Genomic DNA, 20,368 nt, shown 5'->3' with positions numbered 1-20,368 from the left:
GTTCGATGCGTTCATGGTACGGAACCGGCATCGGCGCGTCGATGCCCGCGCCGCGCCCGATCTAAACCTTCATCTAATTACACCGCCGCGCCGGATCCGCTCTGATCGCCGCCAATCATCCACGACCCGCGAGGCGTCGCCTCATGCCACATCCCGAACAAGCCACTCATGCCGCCACGTCCCGGCGCGACGTTTTGTTAGGCGGCGCCTGCGCCATCGCGGCGGGATGGACCGCTTCGACCGCTGCCGCGGCCGCGCAGGCACCCAGTTCATCGGCTGACAACCCCGGAGACCATCCAATGTCCGCGATCACAACCACAGACGGCGTTCAGATCTACTTCAAGGACTGGGGGCCGAAGGCCGCGCAGCCGCTGGTGTTCCACCACGGCTGGCCGCTGTCCGCCGACGACTGGGATGCGCAATTGCTCTACTTCCTGAATGCGGGTTACCGCGTCATCGCACATGACCGGCGCGGCCACGGCCGGTCGAGCCAGGTGGCCGACGGCCACGACATGGACCACTACGCCGCGGACATCGCCGCCGTGGTTCAACACCTCGACTTGCGCAATGCCGTGCACATCGGCCACTCCACCGGCGGCGGCGAGGCAACCCACTACGCCACGCTCCACGGCCAGAAGTCCGGCCGCATCGCCAAGCTCGTGATCATCGGCGCGGTGCCGCCGATCATGTTGAAGACCGCGGCAAATCCGGGCGGGCTGCCGATCGAGGTGTTCGACGGTTTCCGCGCGCAGTTCGCGGCCGACCGTTCGCAGTTCTATCTCAACCTCGCAAGCGGCCCGTTCTACGGCTTCAATCGTCCGGGCGCGAAGATCTCGCAGGGCGCGATCCAGAACTGGTGGCGGCAGGGAATGACGGGCGGCGCCAAGGCGCATTACGACGGCATCAAGGCCTTCTCGGAGACCGACTTCACCGGCGATCTGAAAGCGATCGAAGTGCCGACGCTGGTGATGCACGGCGACGACGACCAGATCGTGCCCATCGCCGACTCGGCGTTGCTGTCCGCGAAGCTGTTGAAGAAAGGCACGCTGAAGGTCTACGAGAAATATCCGCATGGCATGTGCACGACGCACGCCGAGGTGATCAATCGTGACTTGCTCGCCTTCATCAAGGCTTGAGGAGGTTCGCTGTGATCCATTATGAGAATCGCTGGGCCATCGTCACGGGAGCGTCGTCCGGACTGGGCCGCGGGATCGCCGCGCGGCTCGCGCAACGCGGCATGTCGCTCGTACTGACCGGCCGCAACCAGACACGCCTCGAAGACGCGGCACTCCACATCCGCCGCGATACTCCGCAGGTTGCGGTCGAAACCGTAGTCGCGGACCTCGCGACAGCGGCGGGAATTTCCGCGCTGCTGGAGCGCGTCGGCGACCGCCCGGTCGAAGTGCTGGTGAACAACGCCGGCTTCGGCAGCTACGGTCCGTTTGCAGAGGCCAATGCGGACCATGAAGCCACCGAGATAGCGGTCGACGTCAACGCGGTGGTTGCACTGGCGCGCGCCTTCCTGCCGGGAATGCTTGCGCGGCACAGCGGCGGCATTCTCAACGTCGCATCGACGATCGCCTTTCAACCCGCGCCCTTCCAGGCGGTGTACGGCGCGAGCAAAGCTTTCGTGCTGTCGTTCAGCGAGGCGCTGTGGGCGGAGGCGCGCCCGGCAGGCGTTGCGGTCACCGCGCTGTGCCCGGGCCCGACGCGCACCGGCTTCGTCGACGCGCTCGGCGCCGATGTCGGCCATACCGCGATCTACCGCCGTCTCGCCGATCCCGGTCCGGTCATCTCGGCGGGCCTGCGCGGGCTCGACCGGGGCCGCGCCGTGGTGATCCCGGGGCTGCGCAACCGGCTGATGGCGTCTAGCTACCGCTTCCTGCCGCGCGAATGGATGACGCGCATCTCCGCGGTGCTGCTGCGTCCATCCACTGATGCGTCGCGGCCGCCGGCCGAACAAAAATGGCACGCCGAAAAAGGCGTGACAGGCGATGTCTGACCGCTTCTCCAGGATCACCACCGCTGGCGCGGGCACGATGGGCTCGCAAGTGGCATGGCAGATGGCCTTCCACGGCAAACACGTCACCGTGTACGACGCCATTCCCGCGGGCCTCGAGAAAGGCAAGGTGTTTCACCGGCAGTACGCGGATCTCTTCACTAACCAGCGCGGCGCGACCCGCCAGCAGGTCGACGACACGCTGGCACGCCTGAGTTATACGACAGACCTCGCGTCGGCCGTACGCGATGCCGACCTGATCAGCGAGTCCGTGCCCGAGTCGTTGGCCATCAAGGAATCCTTCTGGCGCGAGGCTTCGCGGCACGCCCCGGCTCGCACGGTCTTCACGACCAACACGTCGACGTTGCCGCCGAGCGCGCTGGCGCGCTTCGTCGACCGGCCGCAGAAGTTTCTGGCCTTGCACTTCGCCATCGGTGTCTGGGACGCCAACATCGGCGAAGTCATGGGCCATCCGGGCACCGATCCGGCCCTGTTCGAGGCGCTGCTGGAGTTCGCCGGCGAGATCGGCCTCGTGCCGATTCCGATCCGCAAGGAACAGAACGGTTACATCGTCAACAGCCTGATCGTGCCGTGGTGTTTCGCGGCCGTGGATCTCGTGGTGCGCGGCGTGAGCGACTTCGAGAGCATCGACCGTACCTGGATGATCACGCTGGGCACGCATATGGGCCCGTTCGGCATGATGGATCGCATGGGCCTGGGCGTGGTGCACCATGTCGCGAAGCTGCTCGGCGAGAGCAACGCCAATCCGCTGGCGCTCGAGTACGCGCGCTACGTGGACGAGCATTTCCTCCAGAAGGGCCGGCTGGGAGTCGCGAGCGGCCAGGGGTTCTACAACTACCCGAATCCCACGTTCGAACGGCCGGAGTTCGTCAAAGGTTGAGCACACGTTGGTGTCATCGCAATCCGGTTGCGGGTCTGCTGAAATCGAGGCCTCTCGCTCGAGCATCCACACAGCCCAGGAGCAGCCGATGCCCACGTACAGCAAAGATCCTGCCGTCATCGCGACGCTCACGCCCGAGCAGTACCGCGTCACGCAGAAAGGCGCGACCGAAATGCCCGGCACCGGACAGCATCTGGACAACGACGAGCCCGGCATCTACGTCGACATCGTGTCGGGTGAGCCGCTGTTTGCGTCTTCCGACAAATTCGACTCGGGATGCGGCTGGCCCAGTTTCACCAAACCGATCGAACCCGCGAACGTCAACGAATTGACGGACAAGTCGCACGGCATGGTCCGCACGGAAGTGCGCTCCGCGCATGGCGACAGCCATCTGGGTCATGTCTTCGACGACGGTCCGGAGGACCGCGGCGGATTGCGTTACTGCATCAACTCGGCCTCGCTGCGATTCATTCATCGCGACGACATGGAGGCCGAAGGTTATGTGGCGTACCTCGACCAGGTAGAAGAACGGCGCTGACGGGCGCTTCCCCGCCGGCCGCGCACGTTGTAGCTAGTCGCTGCCGGCGCGCGCATCCGGCGTGGTCAATTCGTTTTCCGCGGCATCCACGACGAACACCGCGAGCAGCCGCGCCCGCCGCGTCTTGCTGGCATTGGCGCTCTCGCGGTGATGCGCGCCCGGACCCTCGAACCACCACTCACCCTCCCGGTAGATGCGAACCGGCTCGTCGTCGATCTGGCTGCGGATCTGTCCCGAGAGGACGTACGCGTAGATGAAGGCCGAGCCCGCGTGACGATGCGGTACGGAACCAGCGCCGGGTGGATAGTCGACCAGGATGCTGACCAGGCGTTTGCCCGGCACGCTGGGGATTGATCTTGCCGCAAGCAGCGTGACGGCTTCGTGCCGTGCGAAATCGTACGGCGCGTCGACGGCGAGCGGGATAAGAGACGCTCCCGCCGAGAAGGCGACAGCAGTGGCGATGGCGAAGTAGCGAATGCGTTTCATGCGGATCGAATGTCAGCAGACCGCCGTCGGCACGGCGACCCGACGAAAGTAGTCCCCCTACCAAGGTGTCGACCGACACCATCGTGAACTCAACGATGCCGACGCCTCTGCTGTGATCGCTTGCGCGTGGGCCGTCAGCGGCGCACGCCGTTCCAACTAGTCAACAGAGGATTTCGCCATGCAGAACTTGCCCGGCCTCAACAGGCGTCGATTTGTCGGAGCCACCGCGGCAGCTGCCGCCGCGAGTCTCCTGAGTCTTTCCGCTTTTTCCGCAACTCCAAGGAGTACCGCAATGAATGCCGTTCCCAAGCAGGTTGGCAGTGACAACACCGCCATCCGCCCTTTCCACGTGAATATTCCCGAGGCGCAGCTCGTCGATCTGCGCAAGCGCATCAACGCCACCGTCTGGCCCGACAAGGAAACAGTGTCCGACGAGTCCGAAGGCGTGCAGCTCGCGACCATGCAGAACCTCGCGCGCTACTGGGGTGCGGAATACGACTGGCGCAGGATCGAGACGAAGATCAACGCCGTGCCGAATTTCGTCACCGAGATCGACGGCCTCGACATTCACTTCATCCATGTGAAGTCGAAGCACAAGAACGCGCTGCCTATCATCATCACACACGGGTGGCCGGGATCGATCATCGAACAGATGAAGCTCATCGAGCCGCTGACGAATCCGACCGCGTTCGGCGGCACGGCAATGGACGCGTTCGACGTGGTCATCCCGTCGATGGCTGGCTACGGATTCTCCGGACGCCCCACCGCCCCGGGTTGGGACTGCGTGCGCATGGCGCAGGCCTGGGACGTGCTCATGAAACGCCTTGGCTACACGAAATACGTGGCCCACGGCGGTGATTGGGGTGCATTCGTGACGGAGCTCATGGGCGTGCAGGCCCCGCCGGGATTGTTAGCCATCAACACCACGCTGCCCTCCGCGGTTCCGCTGGAAATCCTGCAGGCGACGGCCAGCCACACGCCGCCGCCGGGCCTCGGACCGGATGAAAAGCGCGCCTTCGAACGGCTCGACTACTTCTTCGTCCATGGCTTGTCGTACGCGCAGCAGATGGCGAACCATCCGCAGACCCTGTACGGGATCGCGGATTCGCCGATCGGCCTCGCCGCGTGGTTCCTCGATCACGACTTGCTGAGCTACCAGATGATCCGGCGCACTTTCGAAGGGAAGGCCGAAGGTCTCACGCGTGACGACGTGCTCGACAACATCACGCTCACCTGGTTGACCAACACCGGGATCTCCGGCGCGCGCCTCTACCGTGAGAACAAGAAACCGTTCTTCGCGGAGATGGGCGTCAAGATTCCGGTTGCGGTGAGCGCGTTCCCCGACGAGCTGTACCAGCTGCCGCGGTCCTGGGCGGAGCGCGCGTATCCCAAGCTCATCCACTACAACCAGCCGCCCAAGGGCGGTCACTTTGCCGCATGGGAGCAGCCGGCGCTGCTCGTCGACGAGCTGCGCGCGAGTTTCAAGACGATTCGCAACCCGTAAGCCGGGAAGGCACGACGCCATCGGGCCCGCAGACCTCGTCTGCGGGCCTTTTCATTTGCGTTCCTATACCAATGTGCAATCGCGTCACGGCGCGGGGCTGCGTACTGTCCTCCGTCAGGATCTGGAGGACTAACTATGCAAGCGACATCCAGTACGGTGCTGTACATCCGGGAAAACACCACGCAGGTTTTGCACACGGGCAGCGGCGCGGACCGCTGGAACAGGTTTCTCACGAGGATTTCGCACGCCGCCGAACCGACCGGGTACAACCCGACGAGCGACGCTTCGATAGTCGCGAGGTGGTGGAGCACGCACCCTTGCGTCCGGGCGAATCGCACTGCTGCTTCCTGACGGGTCGCGGCTCACTTCTCCAGGGAGTACACAGGTGAACGCAGTTCCGAAACACGCAGGCGCCGACGCGGCGGACATCCGGCATTTCCACATCAATGTCCCCGAGGCGAAGCTCACCGAACTGCGCAGGCGCATCAATGCGACGGTCTGGCCGGACAACGAACCGGCTGACGAAGCGGCGCCGGGCGTGACACTCGCGACCCTGCAGAAACTCGCGAGTTATTGGGCCACGGAATACGACTGGCGCAAGCTCGAGAAGCGGCTGAACGCGGTGCCGAATTTCATCACCACGATCGACGGCCTCGACTTCCACTTCATCCACGTTCGTTCGAAGCACGAGAATGCGCTGCCGCTCATCGTCACGCACGGCTGGCCCGGTTCGATCGTCGAGCAACTCAAGCTCATCGAGCCACTCACCAATCCCACCGCCCACGGCGGCAGCGTCGCAGACGCGTTCCACGTGGTCATTCCGTCGATGGCGGGTTATGGGTTCTCCGGCAAACCGAGCGGCCCGGGCTGGGACACCACGCGGATGGCACGCGCCTGGGCGGTGCTCATGGAACGGCTCGGCTACTCGCGCTACGTGGCGCAAGGCGGCGATTGGGGTTCTTTCGTGACGGAGCAGATGGGTGTGCAGGCGCCGCCCGGATTGTTAGGCATCCACGTCAACCTGCAATCGGCCGTACCGACCGAGATTTTCTTTGCGCTCGGATCCGGGAATCCGCCGCCGGGGCTCGAGCCAGACGAGAAGCGCGCCTTCGAGCGGCTCGCCTTCTTCTTTGCCAACAGCCTGTCGTATGCCCAGCAGATGGCGCGCCATCCGCATGCGCTGTATGGGCTGGGGGATTCGCCGGTCGGCCTGGCCGCCTGGATCCTGGACAACGATCTGTGGAGCCACGAGCTGCGCACGCACATCCTCGACGGCCACGGTGACGGCAATCGCCAGGGCCTCACGCGGGACGACCTGCTCGACAACATCACGCTCTATTGGCTCACCAACACGGCGATTTCCGCCGCCGGTCTCTACCGCGAAAACAAGCTGCCGTTCTTCGCGCCGATGGGCATCGGAATCCCGGTGGCCGTCACCGTCTTTCCGGATGAGATATTCCAGCTGCCGCGCTCCTGGGCGGAACGGGCGTATCCGAAGCTCGTGCACTACCACAAGGCAGACAAGGGCGGTCACTTCGCGGCCTGGGAGCAGCCTGGCATCCTCGCGCAAGAGATTCGCGCCGGCTTCCGCACACTGCGAGCGTAGCTAGTCGGTACCAAAGTGCAGTTCAGACTCACTGCGGCATGTGGTCTGATCGGCTGTCCGACCACGATACCCAGGAGTACGACATGCATGCCGCGGTGAAATCCCTCAGTGTTCTAGTTAGTTGCGCCGCCCTGGCGGGCTCCATCGCCGTGGTAGCCCAGTCCGCGGCACCCGCCGCCCAGGACAAGTACAGCCTCAAAGTGCCGGGTGGACTCGCATTCTCCGAGTTCAAGGGATTCGAGACCTGGGAGACCGTCTCGGTCAGCTCGAACGACAAGGCCATCGCCGTGATCCTCGGCAACCCCGCGATGATCGCGGCCTTCAAGGCCGGTATTCCCGGCAACGGCAAACCGGTCCCCGATGGTGCCAAGATGGCGAAGATCCATTGGGCGCCGAAAAAGCATCAGTTCTTCCCGAACGCGACGGTGCCCGGCACGCAGCAGAACGTCGACCTCATGGTGAAGGACAGCAAGCGGTTCGCCGACAGCGGCGGCTGGGGATACGCCGTGTTCGACTACGACGCCGCCACCGACAAGTTCGCGCCCGGCACGATGGCCGGCACGCCCCCGCAGGGCAACGACGCCAAGTGCGGTTTCGCCTGCCACACCATAGTGAAATCGCGGGACTTCGTCTTCACGGACTACGGACACCGGTGAAGAAGCCGCATGCCGGCGGTTAGAATCCCGGCATGCTGCTTTTCCAATGGATCCTCGTCCTGCTGGTGAGCGCCGTCGTGCTGACGGCAATCGCACGCCGGCTGAACCTGCCCTACCCCTCGTTGATCGCACTCGGCGGCACCGCCCTCGCCTTCATTCCGAACGCGCCGGCGTTCACGCTCGATCCGCAGCTCACGCTGGCCTTGTTCGTGGCGCCGGTACTGCTCGATGCGGCGTACGACACCTCGTTACGCGACCTCAAGCGCAACTGGGTGCCGGTGCTCAGCCTGGTCGTCATCGCCGTCGGCATCACCACCGCCTCCGTGGCATGGCTGGTGCACTGGATGGTGCCCGGCATTCCGTGGGCTGCGGCCATCGCGCTCGGCGCCATCGTGGCGCCGCCCGATGCGGCAGCGGCGTCGGCCGTGTTGCGCCACCTACGCCTTCCGCATCGCATGCTCGTCATCCTAGAGGGCGAGAGTCTGCTCAATGACGCCACCGCGTTGCTCGTCTATCGCATCGCCGTCGGCGCCGCCATGGGCGGCACGCTGACGACCGGCAGCATCGCGCCCGAGGCGTTGGCGATGTTGGCGAGCGTGGTGGTGGGCTATCTGCTCGCGCAAGTCGCCTTGCGGCTCATGGGCGCCCTGACCGACGTGCCGAGTTCGATCGTATTGCAGTTCGTCACCACGTTCGGCGTGTGGATCCTCGCGGACGAAGCGGGCCTTTCCGCCATCGTCACCCTCGTGACCTACGCGATCACCATTTCACGCATCGGCGGCGGCAAACAATCCGCGCGCATACGCCTGCCCTCGTACGCCGTGTGGGAGACCGTGGTGTTCGTGTTGAACGTGCTGGCGTTCATGCTGATCGGACTGCAGCTGCGTCCGATCCTCGGCGACCTCGAATCCGACGAACGGCATCACTACCTGCGGGTCGCGGCCGCCGTGCTCGGCATGGTGGTGTTCGTGCGGTTTGCGTGGGTGATGACGTACAACCGCGTCGCGTATCTGAAACTCAAGTGGTTCGGCGCGGGTAGATGGCCCGGCCCGATGCCGCCCCGGCTCAACGCCAGCGTGGTGGTGAGCTGGTGCGGCATGCGCGGCATCGTGACACTCGCGGCGGCGTACGCGTTGCCGGCGCATTTTCCGTACCGCAACCTGATCCTGCTGTGTGCGTTCAGCGTCGTGGTCGGCACCTTGATCCTGCAGGGGCTCACGCTGCGGCCGCTGATCCTCGCGATGCGTCTGCGCGCCGACAGCACCGTCGATGACGAAATCCGCGCGGCCAAGGAACGCCTTTCGCGGGTGGCGAACGAGATCCTCGATGGGGATGGGACGGAGGTTGCGGAGATCCTGCGCGAGGAGTTCGCGACGTCGGCCGTTGGAGAAGATGGCGAGCCGACGGAAACCGGGCGGACGGTCCGGAACCAGCTGCGCGCGCGAATCGTCGCGGCCCAGCGCGAAGCCCTGGTGAGGATGCGCGCCACGGCGGAGATCGGGGACGATGCGTTTCATCGAGTCGAGGAGCGGTTGGATTGGGCGGAAGTCAATGTGCGGTGATGCGCGCCTGCGTAGCCTGGTGAACAATCAAATGTCACGATTCCGGGAGTCGTGACACTGATCAATGGTGCGCGACAGACCTTCTGGAAAATCGATGAGCCTTCATGGCTGGGAGCAGCTTCGATGAAATTTCTGCGTCCGTTCCTTCTGACCGTGGCAACAGCCTCGCTCTGCAGCACCGCGACCTCGGCACCTCCTGTCTCTGCGTTCACTGCCTATCCGCAGATCCAGGACGTGAAGATCTCGCCGGGAGGAAAATTCCTGGCCGTGACGAAACGCTCGGAGGAATTCGAGCTGCTGTCGGTGCTGCGGTATCCCGACCTCGCCGTCCAGACCAGCTCCCACTTCGGCGACCAGATCGACATCGACACGTTTGACTGGACCAGCGACTCGCGCCTGCTCATCCAACCGGCGCGGCGTTTCATCGGCTACCGGGCGTACAAGGTGCGCACCGGTGAAATCATCGGCGTCGACGTGATCGGCAAGCGGTCCGACATGTTGTTTGGCTACCGCGCCGGCTCCGCCGCGACGGGCACCATCATCCAGGCGCGCCGTGCCACGGACGCGTGGGCGGAGATCGTCAAGATCCTGCCGCCCGAGACGGACGCGGTGCTGATCCGCACCGGCAGCTACGACCGGAAGACCAACTCCAGCTCCCTGATGCGCATGAACGTGCGCAACGGATCACTGGCAAGAATCGCCGGCTCGCCGATCCGCAATCCTTACTACCTCATCGATGCCAACAACCAGCCGGTGTTCCTCACGGGCGACGATGAGCGCGGGGACTACTCGATCTACCGCTTCAGGCCTGAGGACAAAGGCTGGGAATTCGTCGAGAAGAGCATTGACGGCAAGGGCCAGATCGAGCCGTTCGCAGTCACCACCAACCCGGAAGAGTTTCTCGCGTTCGACAACCAGACTACTTTGACGAAATCGATCATCGTCTGGAATCCCACCACGAGAAACCGGCAGCCGTTATTCCACAAGGACATCTCGGACATCAGTGTCGAAGGCGTCGATCCGGACGACAAGGTCTATCTGTACGGGTACGAAGACAACTATCGTGAATACCTGTATCCGGACCCGGAGCATCCACTCGCGAAAGTCCATCGCTCGCTGCGCGCCGGCTTCAAGGACGCCAACATCTCGATCACGAGCACGACGCGCGACATGGCACTCGCCGTGGCCCTCATCAGTGCACCGCGGATTCCACCCACGTTCTACCTGGTCGACGTGAAGAATCTGAAGCTGCTGCAGAAGCTGCCGGCGTATCCGGGGCTCAAGAAGGAAGACCTCTCGCCCACCGACCCGTTCGAGGTGACGGTGCGGGACGGCATGAAAATCCGTGGCTATCTCACTACTCCGAATGGCGTCGCGCAGAAGAACCTGCCGATGATCGTGTTTCTCCACGGGGGCCCACAGTCCCATGACTCGTACGGCTTCGACTCCGAAGTGCAGTTGCTGGCGTCCCGCGGCTATGCGGTGATGCAGCTGAATTTCCGTGGCTCCGACGGCCGCGGGCGCGACTTCATCTTCGCCGGCTATGGCAAGTGGGGCCGCGAAATGCAGGACGACGTGACCGACGCCGTCAAATGGGCCATCGCGTCAGGCATCGCGGACCGAGGCCGCATCTGCGCGTATGGCGCGAGTTACGGCGCCTACGCCGCGTTGACCGGCGCCTATCGCGAACCCGACCTGTTCAAGTGCGCGGTGGGCGTGGCTGGCGTCTACGACCTGCCACTGATGTTCGAGAAGGGCGACGTCCAGGAACGCGAGAGCGGCCAGCGATACATGCGGGAAGCCATCGGCACCGACGTGAACGACATGAAGCAGCGCTCGCCCGTGTACAACGCGGACAAGATCAAGGCGAAAATCCTGCTCGTGCACGGTACGGAAGACATACGTGCGCCGTTCGAGCACGCCAAGCGCATGCGTGAAGCGCTCGAGAAAGCCGGCAACAAGCCAGAATGGATCAGCCAGGGCGGCGAGGCGCATGGCGTCGGCAGCGAAGAACACCGCGTACAGCTTTACGACCGCATGCTGGCGTTCTTCGCGAGCAACATCGGCGCCGGAAACGTGGTGCCTGCGTCGAATTAGCAGGCAACTCCGGCACGCTGCGCGGCGCGGCCCCAAGTAGATCCACGAACCGGCACACACCTGCCCGGGAAAATACGCTGACCCGACTCGATCTGCGCGCTAGCCGACGCGGGTTCGCAGTTCACGCGGCCGTGCCGTCTGGCAGAATCGGTCCGTCGAGTCCGGGAGCGCCAGAGATGAATCTCCTTCGCCCATGCCTGCTGATCCTGATCGCGGTTCTTCCGGCGAGCGCGTTTTGCACCGTGCCGCCGGTGTCGGCATACATCAACTACCCCGACATCGAATCGATGAAGATCTCCCCGGACGGAACGCATATCGCGTACTCGAAACGTTCGGACAAGTCCGAATCGATGACGGTCGTCAACTACCCGGATTTCTCGGTGACCGCCGAGACGTCCATGGGTTACATGCTGGAAATCGATCGCTTCGACTGGGCGACCGAAGACCGTCTGGTGATCCAGCCTGCCCGCCGGATCCCCGGATACCGCGTGTTCAAGGTGCCGACCGGCGAAATCATGGCATTCGATGTCGGCGGCACGAAGCTCGATATCCTGTTCGGCATTCGCGCCGGCAGGGACCAGGTGGGCCACCTGATCAAGCAACGCGAGTCGATGAACGTCTGGGCCGAAATCGTCGACATTCCGCTCGACGGGTCCGCGCTCATTCAGACGCGCAGTTACGAAACGACGACGGATTCGAGCTCCCTGCAGCGGCTGAACATGCGTACCGGCAGAGTCTCGCGGCTCGCCGGCTCACCCGTGAGGCTCGCCGACTACGTCACCGACAGGAATCACCAGCCCCTGTTCGTCACCGGTGAGACCGCGGCGGGCGAAGTCGAAGTGCACGCCTTCCAGCCGGCCGACAAGGGCTGGAAGCTGATGGCCACCAGCGAAGAACCGGCCACGTTCGTCAAGCCGTTCGCCGAAGCCGACACTCCCGGCGAATTCCTCGCGCTCAACGACGTGCGAACCTCCACGTCTTCGGTGATCGTCTGGAACCCCACCACGCAAGAGCAGCGGGTGCTGTTCCACAGTGCGATTTCGGATGCGCGTGTGGAGGGAACGGATTCCGAACGGCGCGTCTGGCTGTACGGCTACGACGATCATTACCCGGGGTATTGGTACCCCGATCAGGAGCATCCGCTGGCGCGCGCGCACCGGATGCTGCGATCTATCTACAAGAACGCCAATGTCACGTTTACCAGCCAGACACGCGACATGTCGCTGGCGGTCGCCCAGGTGAGCGCGCCGCAGATGCCGCCGGTTTTTCTGCTCGTGGATGTGAAGAACCTCAATATCCTGCAAGAACATCCGGGCCGGCCCGCGCTCAAGGAAGCAGATCTATCCCCGACCGAGCCCTTCGAAATCGAGGTTCGGGACGGCATGAAAATACGCGGCTACCTCACCACTCCGCGCAGCGGCACGGGCAAGAACCTGCCGATGGTCGTCCTCGTGCACGGCGGCCCGCACGGCAGCTTCGACCGCTACGACTTCGACGGTGAGGTGCAGCTGTTCGCCTCGCGCGGATATGCCGTGCTGCAGGTCAACTTCCGCGGCTCTGGCGGCCGCGGCCGCGAGTTCACTTTCGCGGGTTACCGGCGCTGGGGCCGCGAGATGCAGAACGACGTCACCGACGCGGTCCAATGGGCCGTCGAACAGGGCACCGCCGATCCGCAGCGCGTGTGCATCTACGGGGCGAGTTATGGCGCGTATGCGGCCCTGGCCGGCGCGTATCGCGAGCCGGATCTGTTCAAGTGCGCGATCGGAATGTCGGGCGTGTACGACTTGCCGCTGCTGTTCGAGAAAGGCGACATCCGCTCGCGCGCGAGTGGAATGATCTATCTGCGTCAGGCGCTCGGAACCAACATGGAAGATTTGCGAAAACGTTCGCCGGTATACAACGCCGACAAGATCAAGGCCGCGGTCATGCTGATCCATGGCAAGGAAGACCGGCGCGCGCCGTTCGAACATGCGAAACGCATGCGCGACGCGCTCAGGAAGGCTGGCAACAAGCCGGTGTGGATCAGCGAGATGGGCGAAGAACACGGCATCGTCAATCAGAACAACCGCGCCGATGTATACAGCGCGATGCTCGAGTTCCTGAAAAAGAACATCGGGTAATTGGGGCCAGACCCCCATTCCTACCTAAACCTTCGTCTAATCGCGGCTCGCGTGCGCATCTGTTCTGATGGCGCCTCATCCCCAGTCGCACCTCAACTTCGAAGAGAAACCAGCCATGAAATATCTTGCAGCCACATTGCTCATCGCCGCGGCGCTGATTGCGCCCACCGCGCAGCCAGCTCCCGTCAAAGCGACGGTGGTCCTCGTGCACGGCGCGTTCGCCGATGGCGCATCGTGGAACGGCGTCGCCAAGATCCTGAAGAAAGATGGCTACGGCGCAATCGCCGTCGCCGTGCCGCTGCGCGGCGTTCGCAGCGACGCGCAGTACGTCAGCGATCTGCTCGCGAGTTTGCCGGCGCCCATCGTGCTGGTCGGCCATTCGTACGGCGGCATGGTCATCAGCGCCGCGGGCAATGGCAATGACAAGGTGAAGGCGCTGGTCTACGTCGGGGCGTTTGCGCCGGAAGCCGGCGACACCGCTCTGTCGCTGTCAGGCAAATTCCCCGGCAGCACGCTCGGGCCGACGCTCGGAGCACCGGTGAAACTCGCGGACGGCAACAAGGACCTCTACATTCAACAGGATAAATTCCACGCGCAATTTGCCGCGGACGTTCCGCTCGACGAAGCAGTCGCCATGGCCGTCTCGCAGCGGCCCGTGGCCGAAGCCGCGCTCGGCGAAGCGGCCGGCGAGCCCGCCTGGAAGACGATCCCGTCGTGGTTCGTGTACGGCGAAAAGGATCTGAACATCCCTGCGCAAGCCCTGGGCTTCATGGCCGAACGCGCGAAGTCGAAAGAGACGGTCGTCGTCAAAGGCGCGTCGCACGTGGTGATGGTCACGAATCCGAAAACAGTCGCCGCCATCATCGAGCGCGCCGCCGCCGCGAAGTAAAGTCGCACAATTGTCTGGGGCGCGGACCTACACGCGCCACTGTGCTTACGGTGCATCCTCGAGATCCTTCCAGTGGATAGAGGGTGAATCATGGCCAGCCGATATGGAAAGAAGGCGCAGAGCAAGGTCAAACGCGCGATGCACGAACGCAAGGCGGGCACGCTGCGCAGCGGCGGATCCGGCAAGAAGGTGACGAGCCGCAAGCAGGCCATCGCGATCGGCCTGTCCGAGGCGCGGCGCGCGGGTGGCAAGGTGCCGTCCAGGTCCAGCGGTCGCCGCCGCACGACGCGCGCGAAGAAGAAGTGATCGATTGGCGAGGGCCACCGGCGGTGTGCAGGTCAGGACGCTACTGCGGTTTCAACGGCCCGAGCTCGCTATCCAGGTGTTTCATCTGCTCTTCCTGGTAGCGTGGCCCGGCCACGGCCGCGACCGGCACCGCCGCTTCGATGCGATTGAGCTCATCGACCGTGAGCCGCATCCCCAGCGCCGCGGGAATCTCCGCCAGCTGCTTGCGCGTGCGTGCGCCGATCACCGGGATGATGTCCTTGCCTTTCGATATCACCCACGCGATGGCCAGCGCTACCGGCGAAACGCCGCGCTCCTGCGCGGCCCGTGCCAGGGCATCCGCCAGGCGCTGGTTCTTCGCGCCGTTGTCTCCGGCGAAACGCGGCAGATAGGCGCGGAAATCGCCGGGCGCCGTCGGACGCGAACCCGCTAACAACCCGCGCGACAACACGCCGTACGCCGTCATGGCGATGCCGAGTTCGCGCAGCACCGGGATGATCTTGTCTTCCGGCCCGCGGCTCACCAGCGAATATTCGATCTGCAGATCCACAATCGGATGCACCGCCTGCGCGCGCCGCAGCGTCTCCGCACCTACTTCCGACAAGCCGATGAACCGCACGTAACCGGCCTTCTTCAAGTCGGCAATCGCACCAACCGTGTCTTCAATCGGCACGTTCGGATCGAGTCGCGCCGGGCGATAGATGTCGACGTGATCCACGCCGAGCCGTGTCAACGTGTAGCTCAGGAAATTCTTGATCGCCACGGGGCGCGTATCCATGCCGCCCCAGCTTCCGTCCGGTCCGCGCAGCGCACCGAACTTCACCGACAACAGCGCGCGATTGCGCCGGTCCGCGATGGCACGGCCGATGAGCATTTCGTTGTGGCCCTGGCCGTAGAAATCGCCGGTGTCGAGCACGTTGATGCCGAGGTCGAGCGCAGCGTGGATCGTGGCGATGCTTTCCGCCTCGTCCGCCGGACCGTACATGCCCGACATGCCCATGCATCCGAGCGCGATCGGGAACACCTGCGGGCCTGTGCTCCCAAGCCGGACCGTGGACACAGCCTGATTCGGCGGGTTCATGTGGATAGATTGACATGGACGTACGCACACCGTCGTAGGTCTTTGCCGTTGAAGCGGAGCGTCGGTTTCGACGGCGGGTTCGCGCGTGCAGATTTTGCAAAGCGCGGGGGTTGAGAATCGCTCGCATTGGTTGTGAGGCATGCCTGACGCGAATTCACCGTGAATCTCCGTATCGGGCGAAAACGTGCGCGATCACCATGCCGCCTCATCACCCCGCCCCACCAACCGGAGACCGCGACATGACACGAGCAAAAGGAAAGTCCCGCAGCAAGGGAAGCAACGGCGGCAAGAAGGACGCCATCGCATTGCTGAAGGCGGATCACCGCCAGGTCGAGGAATGGTTCGAGCAGTTCGAGAAAACGAACAGTGCCGATCGCAAGCAGGATCTCGCCACGAAGATCTGCGATGCACTCACCGTGCATACGACGATCGAGGAAGAGATCTTCTATCCCGCGTTTCTCGAGGCAACGGACGACAAGGATCTGCACCACGAGGCCGAGATCGAGCATGAGGCCGCGAAGCGGCTGATCGCCGAGATCGAGGCTTCGGGTCCGGACGACGAGTACTTCGGCTCCAAGGTCAAAGTGCTGTCCGAGATGATCAAGCATCACGTGAAGGAAGAGGAGCAGCCCGGCGGCATGTTTGCCGAGGCGCGGGGTTCGGATCTGGATCTCGTTGCGCTGGGCGAGCAGCTAGCCACGCGCAAAGCCGAGCTCGAAGGCGGCAAGGCCGGGAGCGGCGAAGATGACGAGGGCGACGAATCGCCGAAGGGCGGTCGAGGCTCGAAGGAACGGACGCAGGTTCGCGCGTCGAAGCGTTAGCTGATCGGGCGGGTGCGCGCGAAGCTCGCGCGCACCCCGCCGGACCGGGGCTGCGTCCCGGCGCATATATAAGAGTGGGCTGTGGACGCTTAATATCGCCAATAGCGATATATTGATATTATCGGCATTGCCGATATACTGCGGGTATCGCTATTACCGATACTCGCCATGAAACCCGTAACTCATGCCAATCAGATCGGCGCCACGCTTGCGGCGCGCCGGAAAGAGCTAGCTCTCTCGCAGACCGAAGTCGCCGGACGACTGGGACTATCGCAGAACCGGCTGTCCGAGCTCGAGTCGCGCCCCGAGACGATGACGACGGAGCAATTGCTCGCGCTGCTCAATGTCCTCGGCCTCGAGATGTCGATCGCGCAACGCGCGCCCTCTCCCGCCAACAAGGCTGAGTGGTAGCCATGGCGCGTGCCGCGCGATCGCGCGAGCTGGCGCTGTGGGCGAACGGCGTGCGCGTTGGTACGTGGCGTTTGCCCACGCGCGGCGCGATGGAGCTCGCGTACGAGGATGCCTGGCTCGCGGCGGCCGAGTCGCGACCCTTGTCGTTGTCGCTGCCACTGACTCTCGGCCATGCGCTGCACAAGGGCGGCGCCGTCGAGGCGTACTTCGACAACCTGCTGCCGGACAGCGAAGCCATCCGGCGCCGGCTGCAGGATAGATTTCACGCGCAGTCGCGCGGCGCGTTCGACTTGCTCGCCGCCATCGGCCGCGATTGCGTGGGCGCCGTGCAGCTGTTACCCGTTGATGAACAACCCACGGGGCTGCATGAGATTGCGGCTACGCCGCTCTCCGAAGCGGAAATCGCACGGGAGCTGCTCAGCGTGACTGCCGTCAATGTCGCGGGCTATGACGCGGGCGAATTCCGCATCTCCATCGCCGGCGCGCAGGAGAAAACCGCGCTGCTGCGGCACAAGGGCCGCTGGTGCCGCCCCATCGGCTCCACGCCGACCACGCACATCTTCAAACTACCGCTCGGCCTCGTGGGCAACCGGCAGGCCGACATGCGCACGTCGGTCGAGAACGAGTGGCTGTGTGCGCGTATCGTCGCGGCGTTCGGAATCCCTGTGGCGCCGTGCGAGATCGGAGAGTTCGGCGTGCAGAAAGCGCTGGTCGTGGAACGCTTCGATCGGGCACTGCACTCTTCCGGCAAGTACTGGCTGCGGTTGATGCAGGAGGATTTCGCGCAGGCGACCGGTACGCCGTGGCATCGCAAGTATCAGTCCGACGGCGGCCCCGGCCTGCCGGAAATCGCGCGGATCCTGCGCGGCTCCGTGGAAGCGCAGCGCGATCTCGAGACGCTGTTCCGCGCGCAGCTCGTGTTCTACTTGTTAGCCGCGACGGATGGGCATGCGAAGAATTTCAGCATTCGCATCCTGGCCGGCGGGCGCTTCCAGCTCACCCCGCTGTATGACGTGTTGTCCGCCTGGCCCATCATCGGCAAGAAGGCGAGCGAAGTGCCGCTCGAAAAGGTGAAGCTGGCGATGGCCCTGCCAGGCCAGCGTCCGCATTACTTGCTCAAAAGCATTCAAAGGCGGCATTTCGAGGTACTTGCGAAGCGAATGGGTGTTGCGGAGGCGGGAAAGATCATTGATGAGATGGTCGCCCGGACGCCTGCGGCCATCGAAGCGGCTGCGCATGCCTTGCCGCGCGGTTTTCCCCAGCAAATGCTGGATCGGGTGCTCGACGGGATGCGGAAATCTGCGCAATTGCTCGCGGGGTGAGGCAATTCCCTGCCAGGGTTCGGGGTAGGTCTTCCGAACGCAAGTCGCTGATTTAGTGGGTTTGCTTGACGCCAGCGGGGCCGTACAAGAGAATGCGCGCCCGCTTGGTTCTCGGTTCCCTGGTAGCTCAGTCGGTAGAGCGTCGGACTGTTAATCCGTTGGTCGTTGGTTCGAGTCCAACCCAGGGAGCCACTAACCCTTCCCAACCCGTTCCACACCGTTCCAGGCCGTACCTAACCGCTTGAATTAACACGGAACAGGGTAGCAGCCGGTACCGCCCCGTCCCTGTACAGCCCGTGCCAAGGTGGGGTAAAAGCGGGGTACTTTGACAAGCCCAGGTGGCACGGTACCCCAATGCTCACGGTGAAGGAAATTCAGGCCGCACGGCCACGCGAGAAGCCTTACAAGCTGTACGACGGTCACGGCCTGTACTTGCAGGTCACACCGACTGGTGGCCGCCACTGGCGTTGTAAGTACAAAGTGCAGGGCCGAGAAAAACTCCTGTCATTCGGCCCGCTCGAATTGGTGCCGCTGGCCGAGGCGCGCGAGAAGCGCGACGCTGCAAGAAAACTGCTACTCGACGGCAAGGACCCGGGCGCGGAGCGCGCGACCGCGAAGGCCGACAGGACCGTGACCTTCAAGGACGTGGGTGAGGAATGGCTGGGCAAGCAAGCGTTCTCCCCCGCCACGCTGGGTAAGGCACGCTGGCTGTTCGACACATGGCTTTACCCTGCCATTGGCTCTCGCCCGGTGAAAGACGTAACGACGCGGGAGCTGCTGGGCATTGTTCGCAGTGCCGAGACCAGCGGCGCAAACGAGACAGCCCACCGCATTCGCTCCCGTGCAAGTCAGGTGTTCCGCTACGCGGTCGCCGCTGACAACCTGGGCGGCTGCACACGAGACCCAGCGGCCGACCTTCGCGGCGCTCTCGCGCCTACCGTAGTCACTCACCACGCCTCCGTTAAAGAGCCACGGGCAGTCGGTGCCCTGCTCCGCGCCCTCGACGGCTACGACGGTGAGCCCACCGTGTGCTACGCCCTCAAACTGGCGCCGCACTTGTTTGTTAGACCCGGTGAACTACGGGCCGCCGAGTGGACCGAGTTTGACGAGAAGGCCAAACAGTGGCGCATTCCTGCGGCCCGCACCAAGCTGCGGCGGGAACACTTGGTACCGCTGAGTAAGCAGGTGGTGAAGCTGCTCACGGAACTGCGGGCACACACCGGCCGCAGGCGTTTCGTGTTCCCCGCTTTCGGCAACTCCAACCGCTACCTGAGTGAGAACACGCTGGGTGCCGCCCTGCGCCGCCTTGGCTACAGCGGCGACCAAATGACGGCCCACGGTTTCCGTAGCATGGCCTCGACGTTGCTTCACGAGCTTGGAAAGGACACGGCAGTCATTGAACTGTGCATGGCCCACAAGGAGCCTAACAAAGTGAAGGCCGCCTACAACGCGGCCGAACGCCTGCCCGAACGCAAGAAGCTAATGCAGGAGTGGAGCAACTACCTCGACAAGCTGCGGGCAATGAAGCCAGAGGAGAAGTAGGACATGGCAGCTAAACAGAAACGCCCTGGCCCGTTGCCGCCCCAACTACTGACGCGCATTAAGAACCTGCGCCGGCTGTCCCGCGTGGTGGCGAGTGGCAACATTGGCGACACGGACCAGTGCGCGGTCATTCTCGCCCTCGACTCATTTGCTGACTTGCTACATGACCCCGCGAAGCTGGGACGGCCGCCCACGGCCATGCTCCGCGACCACCGCTTTGTGCAGCTCGCGTACCTGTACGAACTGGCACAGCCGCCAGCCCAGCAGGCCAAGAAGTCCCCTGCATGGTGGGCGAAGAAACTGGCGACACTCACCGGCTGGAAGGTCCCGCGAGGTCGCGCCGGGCTCACTCGCATGCGGGGGCGTTACATTGCTGCGGTAGACCGCATGGACCCCGTGGAGCTGGCAGAGCACATGGCGAACATGGTGGAGCTGGTGCCCGCCGACAAACGCGAGGCCGTTGCGTTCGCAATTGGACTGCGCAAAAAGTAGCGGCATTTCTGCGCGGCCACATTGCCGCCGTTCTGTCAAAGCGGTCTCGTGTTCGT

19 protein-coding genes and 1 tRNA gene are annotated in these 20,368 nt (G+C 63.9%); 18 read left to right on the top strand and 2 right to left on the bottom strand.

Features of this window, described 5'->3' with window-relative positions; all coding sequences use genetic code 11:
• Window positions 1-299: 299 nt before the first annotated feature.
• From WDO72_20005 to msrB, 4 genes are all read left to right on the top strand, one after another.
• On the top strand, window positions 300-1,136 hold the full coding sequence (locus tag WDO72_20005; GenBank protein ID MEJ0087958.1) for an alpha/beta hydrolase: 837 nt from the start codon (window positions 300-302) through the stop codon (window positions 1,134-1,136).
• An 11-nt stretch (window positions 1,137-1,147) separates the two neighbouring features.
• Entirely contained in the window at window positions 1,148-2,002 is an 855-nt protein-coding gene (locus WDO72_20000; GenBank protein MEJ0087957.1) for an SDR family oxidoreductase, read from the top strand.
• Window positions 1,995-2,900: a 3-hydroxyacyl-CoA dehydrogenase gene (locus WDO72_19995; protein ID MEJ0087956.1), complete on the top strand. Its 906-nt coding sequence runs from the start codon at window positions 1,995-1,997 to the stop codon at window positions 2,898-2,900. Before WDO72_20000 ends, WDO72_19995 begins: the two co-directional genes overlap by 8 nt.
• 88 nt (window positions 2,901-2,988) lie before the next feature.
• Window positions 2,989-3,438, top strand: coding sequence for a peptide-methionine (R)-S-oxide reductase MsrB (msrB, locus tag WDO72_19990; protein MEJ0087955.1), 450 nt, complete (start codon window positions 2,989-2,991; stop codon window positions 3,436-3,438).
• Between the two features lie 33 nt (window positions 3,439-3,471).
• Here msrB and WDO72_19985 read toward each other — a convergent pair whose 3' ends face one another.
• Entirely contained in the window at window positions 3,472-3,924 is a 453-nt protein-coding gene (locus WDO72_19985) for a cupin domain-containing protein (GenBank protein ID MEJ0087954.1), read from the bottom strand.
• A 178-nt stretch (window positions 3,925-4,102) separates the two neighbouring features.
• Here WDO72_19985 and WDO72_19980 point away from each other — a divergent pair, with 178 nt between their 5' ends.
• The 8 genes from WDO72_19980 (at window position 4,103) to WDO72_19945 (ending at window position 14,664) form a co-directional block, all read left to right on the top strand.
• Complete coding sequence (locus tag WDO72_19980; GenBank protein MEJ0087953.1) at window positions 4,103-5,428, top strand: epoxide hydrolase; 1,326 nt, start codon at window positions 4,103-4,105, stop codon at window positions 5,426-5,428.
• Between the two features lie 385 nt (window positions 5,429-5,813).
• Window positions 5,814-7,034: an epoxide hydrolase family protein gene (locus WDO72_19975; protein MEJ0087952.1), complete on the top strand. Its 1,221-nt coding sequence runs from the start codon at window positions 5,814-5,816 to the stop codon at window positions 7,032-7,034.
• Window positions 7,035-7,072: 38 nt separating this feature from the next.
• Window positions 7,073-7,690, top strand: a complete 618-nt coding sequence (locus WDO72_19970) for a cytochrome P460 family protein (protein ID MEJ0087951.1) — start codon at window positions 7,073-7,075, stop codon at window positions 7,688-7,690.
• A 32-nt stretch (window positions 7,691-7,722) separates the two neighbouring features.
• Window positions 7,723-9,252: a sodium:proton antiporter gene (locus WDO72_19965; protein ID MEJ0087950.1), complete on the top strand. Its 1,530-nt coding sequence runs from the start codon at window positions 7,723-7,725 to the stop codon at window positions 9,250-9,252.
• A 123-nt stretch (window positions 9,253-9,375) separates the two neighbouring features.
• Complete coding sequence (locus WDO72_19960) at window positions 9,376-11,349, top strand: S9 family peptidase (GenBank protein MEJ0087949.1); 1,974 nt, start codon at window positions 9,376-9,378, stop codon at window positions 11,347-11,349.
• Between the two features lie 176 nt (window positions 11,350-11,525).
• Complete coding sequence (locus tag WDO72_19955; protein ID MEJ0087948.1) at window positions 11,526-13,469, top strand: alpha/beta fold hydrolase; 1,944 nt, start codon at window positions 11,526-11,528, stop codon at window positions 13,467-13,469.
• 115 nt (window positions 13,470-13,584) lie between these two features.
• A complete protein-coding gene (locus tag WDO72_19950) occupies window positions 13,585-14,358 on the top strand; it encodes an alpha/beta hydrolase (protein ID MEJ0087947.1) in 774 nt (257 codons plus the stop codon).
• 90 nt (window positions 14,359-14,448) lie between these two features.
• Window positions 14,449-14,664, top strand: a complete 216-nt coding sequence (locus tag WDO72_19945; protein MEJ0087946.1) for a DUF6496 domain-containing protein — start codon at window positions 14,449-14,451, stop codon at window positions 14,662-14,664.
• A gap of 40 nt (window positions 14,665-14,704) precedes the next feature.
• Here the strand turns inward: WDO72_19945 and WDO72_19940 are convergent, their stop codons facing one another.
• Entirely contained in the window at window positions 14,705-15,724 is a 1,020-nt protein-coding gene (locus tag WDO72_19940; protein MEJ0087945.1) for an aldo/keto reductase, read from the bottom strand.
• A gap of 239 nt (window positions 15,725-15,963) precedes the next feature.
• Here WDO72_19940 and WDO72_19935 point away from each other — a divergent pair, with 239 nt between their 5' ends.
• The 6 genes from WDO72_19935 to WDO72_19910 all read left to right on the top strand — a co-directional run bounded on the left by WDO72_19935 (window position 15,964) and on the right by WDO72_19910 (window position 20,312).
• Window positions 15,964-16,545, top strand: coding sequence for a hemerythrin domain-containing protein (locus WDO72_19935; GenBank protein ID MEJ0087944.1), 582 nt, complete (start codon window positions 15,964-15,966; stop codon window positions 16,543-16,545).
• A gap of 168 nt (window positions 16,546-16,713) precedes the next feature.
• A complete protein-coding gene (locus WDO72_19930; GenBank protein MEJ0087943.1) occupies window positions 16,714-16,956 on the top strand; it encodes a helix-turn-helix transcriptional regulator in 243 nt (80 codons plus the stop codon).
• 2 nt (window positions 16,957-16,958) lie between these two features.
• Entirely contained in the window at window positions 16,959-18,278 is a 1,320-nt protein-coding gene (locus tag WDO72_19925) for a type II toxin-antitoxin system HipA family toxin (protein MEJ0087942.1), read from the top strand.
• Window positions 18,279-18,394: 116 nt separating this feature from the next.
• Window positions 18,395-18,470 (top strand) — tRNA-Asn (locus WDO72_19920).
• Window positions 18,471-18,632: 162 nt separating this feature from the next.
• Window positions 18,633-19,820 (top strand): integrase arm-type DNA-binding domain-containing protein, encoded by a 1,188-nt coding sequence (locus tag WDO72_19915; GenBank protein MEJ0087941.1) that lies wholly within the window; start codon window positions 18,633-18,635, stop codon window positions 19,818-19,820.
• Window positions 19,821-19,823: 3 nt separating this feature from the next.
• Window positions 19,824-20,312, top strand: a complete 489-nt coding sequence (locus tag WDO72_19910; GenBank protein MEJ0087940.1) for a hypothetical protein — start codon at window positions 19,824-19,826, stop codon at window positions 20,310-20,312.
• Window positions 20,313-20,368: the final 56 nt, after the last annotated feature.

The organism is Pseudomonadota bacterium, assembly GCA_037200975.1.
Lineage (GTDB): Bacteria > Pseudomonadota > Gammaproteobacteria > Steroidobacterales > Steroidobacteraceae > CADEED01.
The sequence above is the reverse complement of the archived record's forward strand: the minus strand, read 5'-3'. Positions and strand labels throughout refer to the sequence as shown.

Excerpts from the sequence above, each read along its gene's own strand:
- WDO72_19940 (MEJ0087945.1), bottom strand. The coding sequence starts at position 15,724 with ATGAACCCGCCGAATCAGGCTGTGTCCACGGTCCGGCTTGGGAGCACA.
- WDO72_19980 (MEJ0087953.1), top strand. The coding sequence starts at position 4,103 with ATGCAGAACTTGCCCGGCCTCAACAGGCGTCGATTTGTCGGAGCCACC.
- WDO72_20005 (MEJ0087958.1), top strand. The coding sequence starts at position 300 with ATGTCCGCGATCACAACCACAGACGGCGTTCAGATCTACTTCAAGGAC.
- WDO72_19915 (MEJ0087941.1), top strand. The coding sequence starts at position 18,633 with ATGCTCACGGTGAAGGAAATTCAGGCCGCACGGCCACGCGAGAAGCCT.
- WDO72_19950 (MEJ0087947.1), top strand. The coding sequence starts at position 13,585 with ATGAAATATCTTGCAGCCACATTGCTCATCGCCGCGGCGCTGATTGCG.
- WDO72_19985 (MEJ0087954.1), bottom strand. The coding sequence starts at position 3,924 with ATGAAACGCATTCGCTACTTCGCCATCGCCACTGCTGTCGCCTTCTCG.
- WDO72_19910 (MEJ0087940.1), top strand. The coding sequence starts at position 19,824 with ATGGCAGCTAAACAGAAACGCCCTGGCCCGTTGCCGCCCCAACTACTG.
- WDO72_19965 (MEJ0087950.1), top strand. The coding sequence starts at position 7,723 with ATGCTGCTTTTCCAATGGATCCTCGTCCTGCTGGTGAGCGCCGTCGTG.
- WDO72_19945 (MEJ0087946.1), top strand. The coding sequence starts at position 14,449 with ATGGCCAGCCGATATGGAAAGAAGGCGCAGAGCAAGGTCAAACGCGCG.
- WDO72_19995 (MEJ0087956.1), top strand. The coding sequence starts at position 1,995 with ATGTCTGACCGCTTCTCCAGGATCACCACCGCTGGCGCGGGCACGATG.
- WDO72_19925 (MEJ0087942.1), top strand. The coding sequence starts at position 16,959 with ATGGCGCGTGCCGCGCGATCGCGCGAGCTGGCGCTGTGGGCGAACGGC.
- WDO72_19970 (MEJ0087951.1), top strand. The coding sequence starts at position 7,073 with ATGTGGTCTGATCGGCTGTCCGACCACGATACCCAGGAGTACGACATG.
- msrB (MEJ0087955.1), top strand. The coding sequence starts at position 2,989 with ATGCCCACGTACAGCAAAGATCCTGCCGTCATCGCGACGCTCACGCCC.
- WDO72_19930 (MEJ0087943.1), top strand. The coding sequence starts at position 16,714 with ATGAAACCCGTAACTCATGCCAATCAGATCGGCGCCACGCTTGCGGCG.
- WDO72_19955 (MEJ0087948.1), top strand. The coding sequence starts at position 11,526 with ATGAATCTCCTTCGCCCATGCCTGCTGATCCTGATCGCGGTTCTTCCG.
- WDO72_19960 (MEJ0087949.1), top strand. The coding sequence starts at position 9,376 with ATGAAATTTCTGCGTCCGTTCCTTCTGACCGTGGCAACAGCCTCGCTC.
- WDO72_19935 (MEJ0087944.1), top strand. The coding sequence starts at position 15,964 with ATGACACGAGCAAAAGGAAAGTCCCGCAGCAAGGGAAGCAACGGCGGC.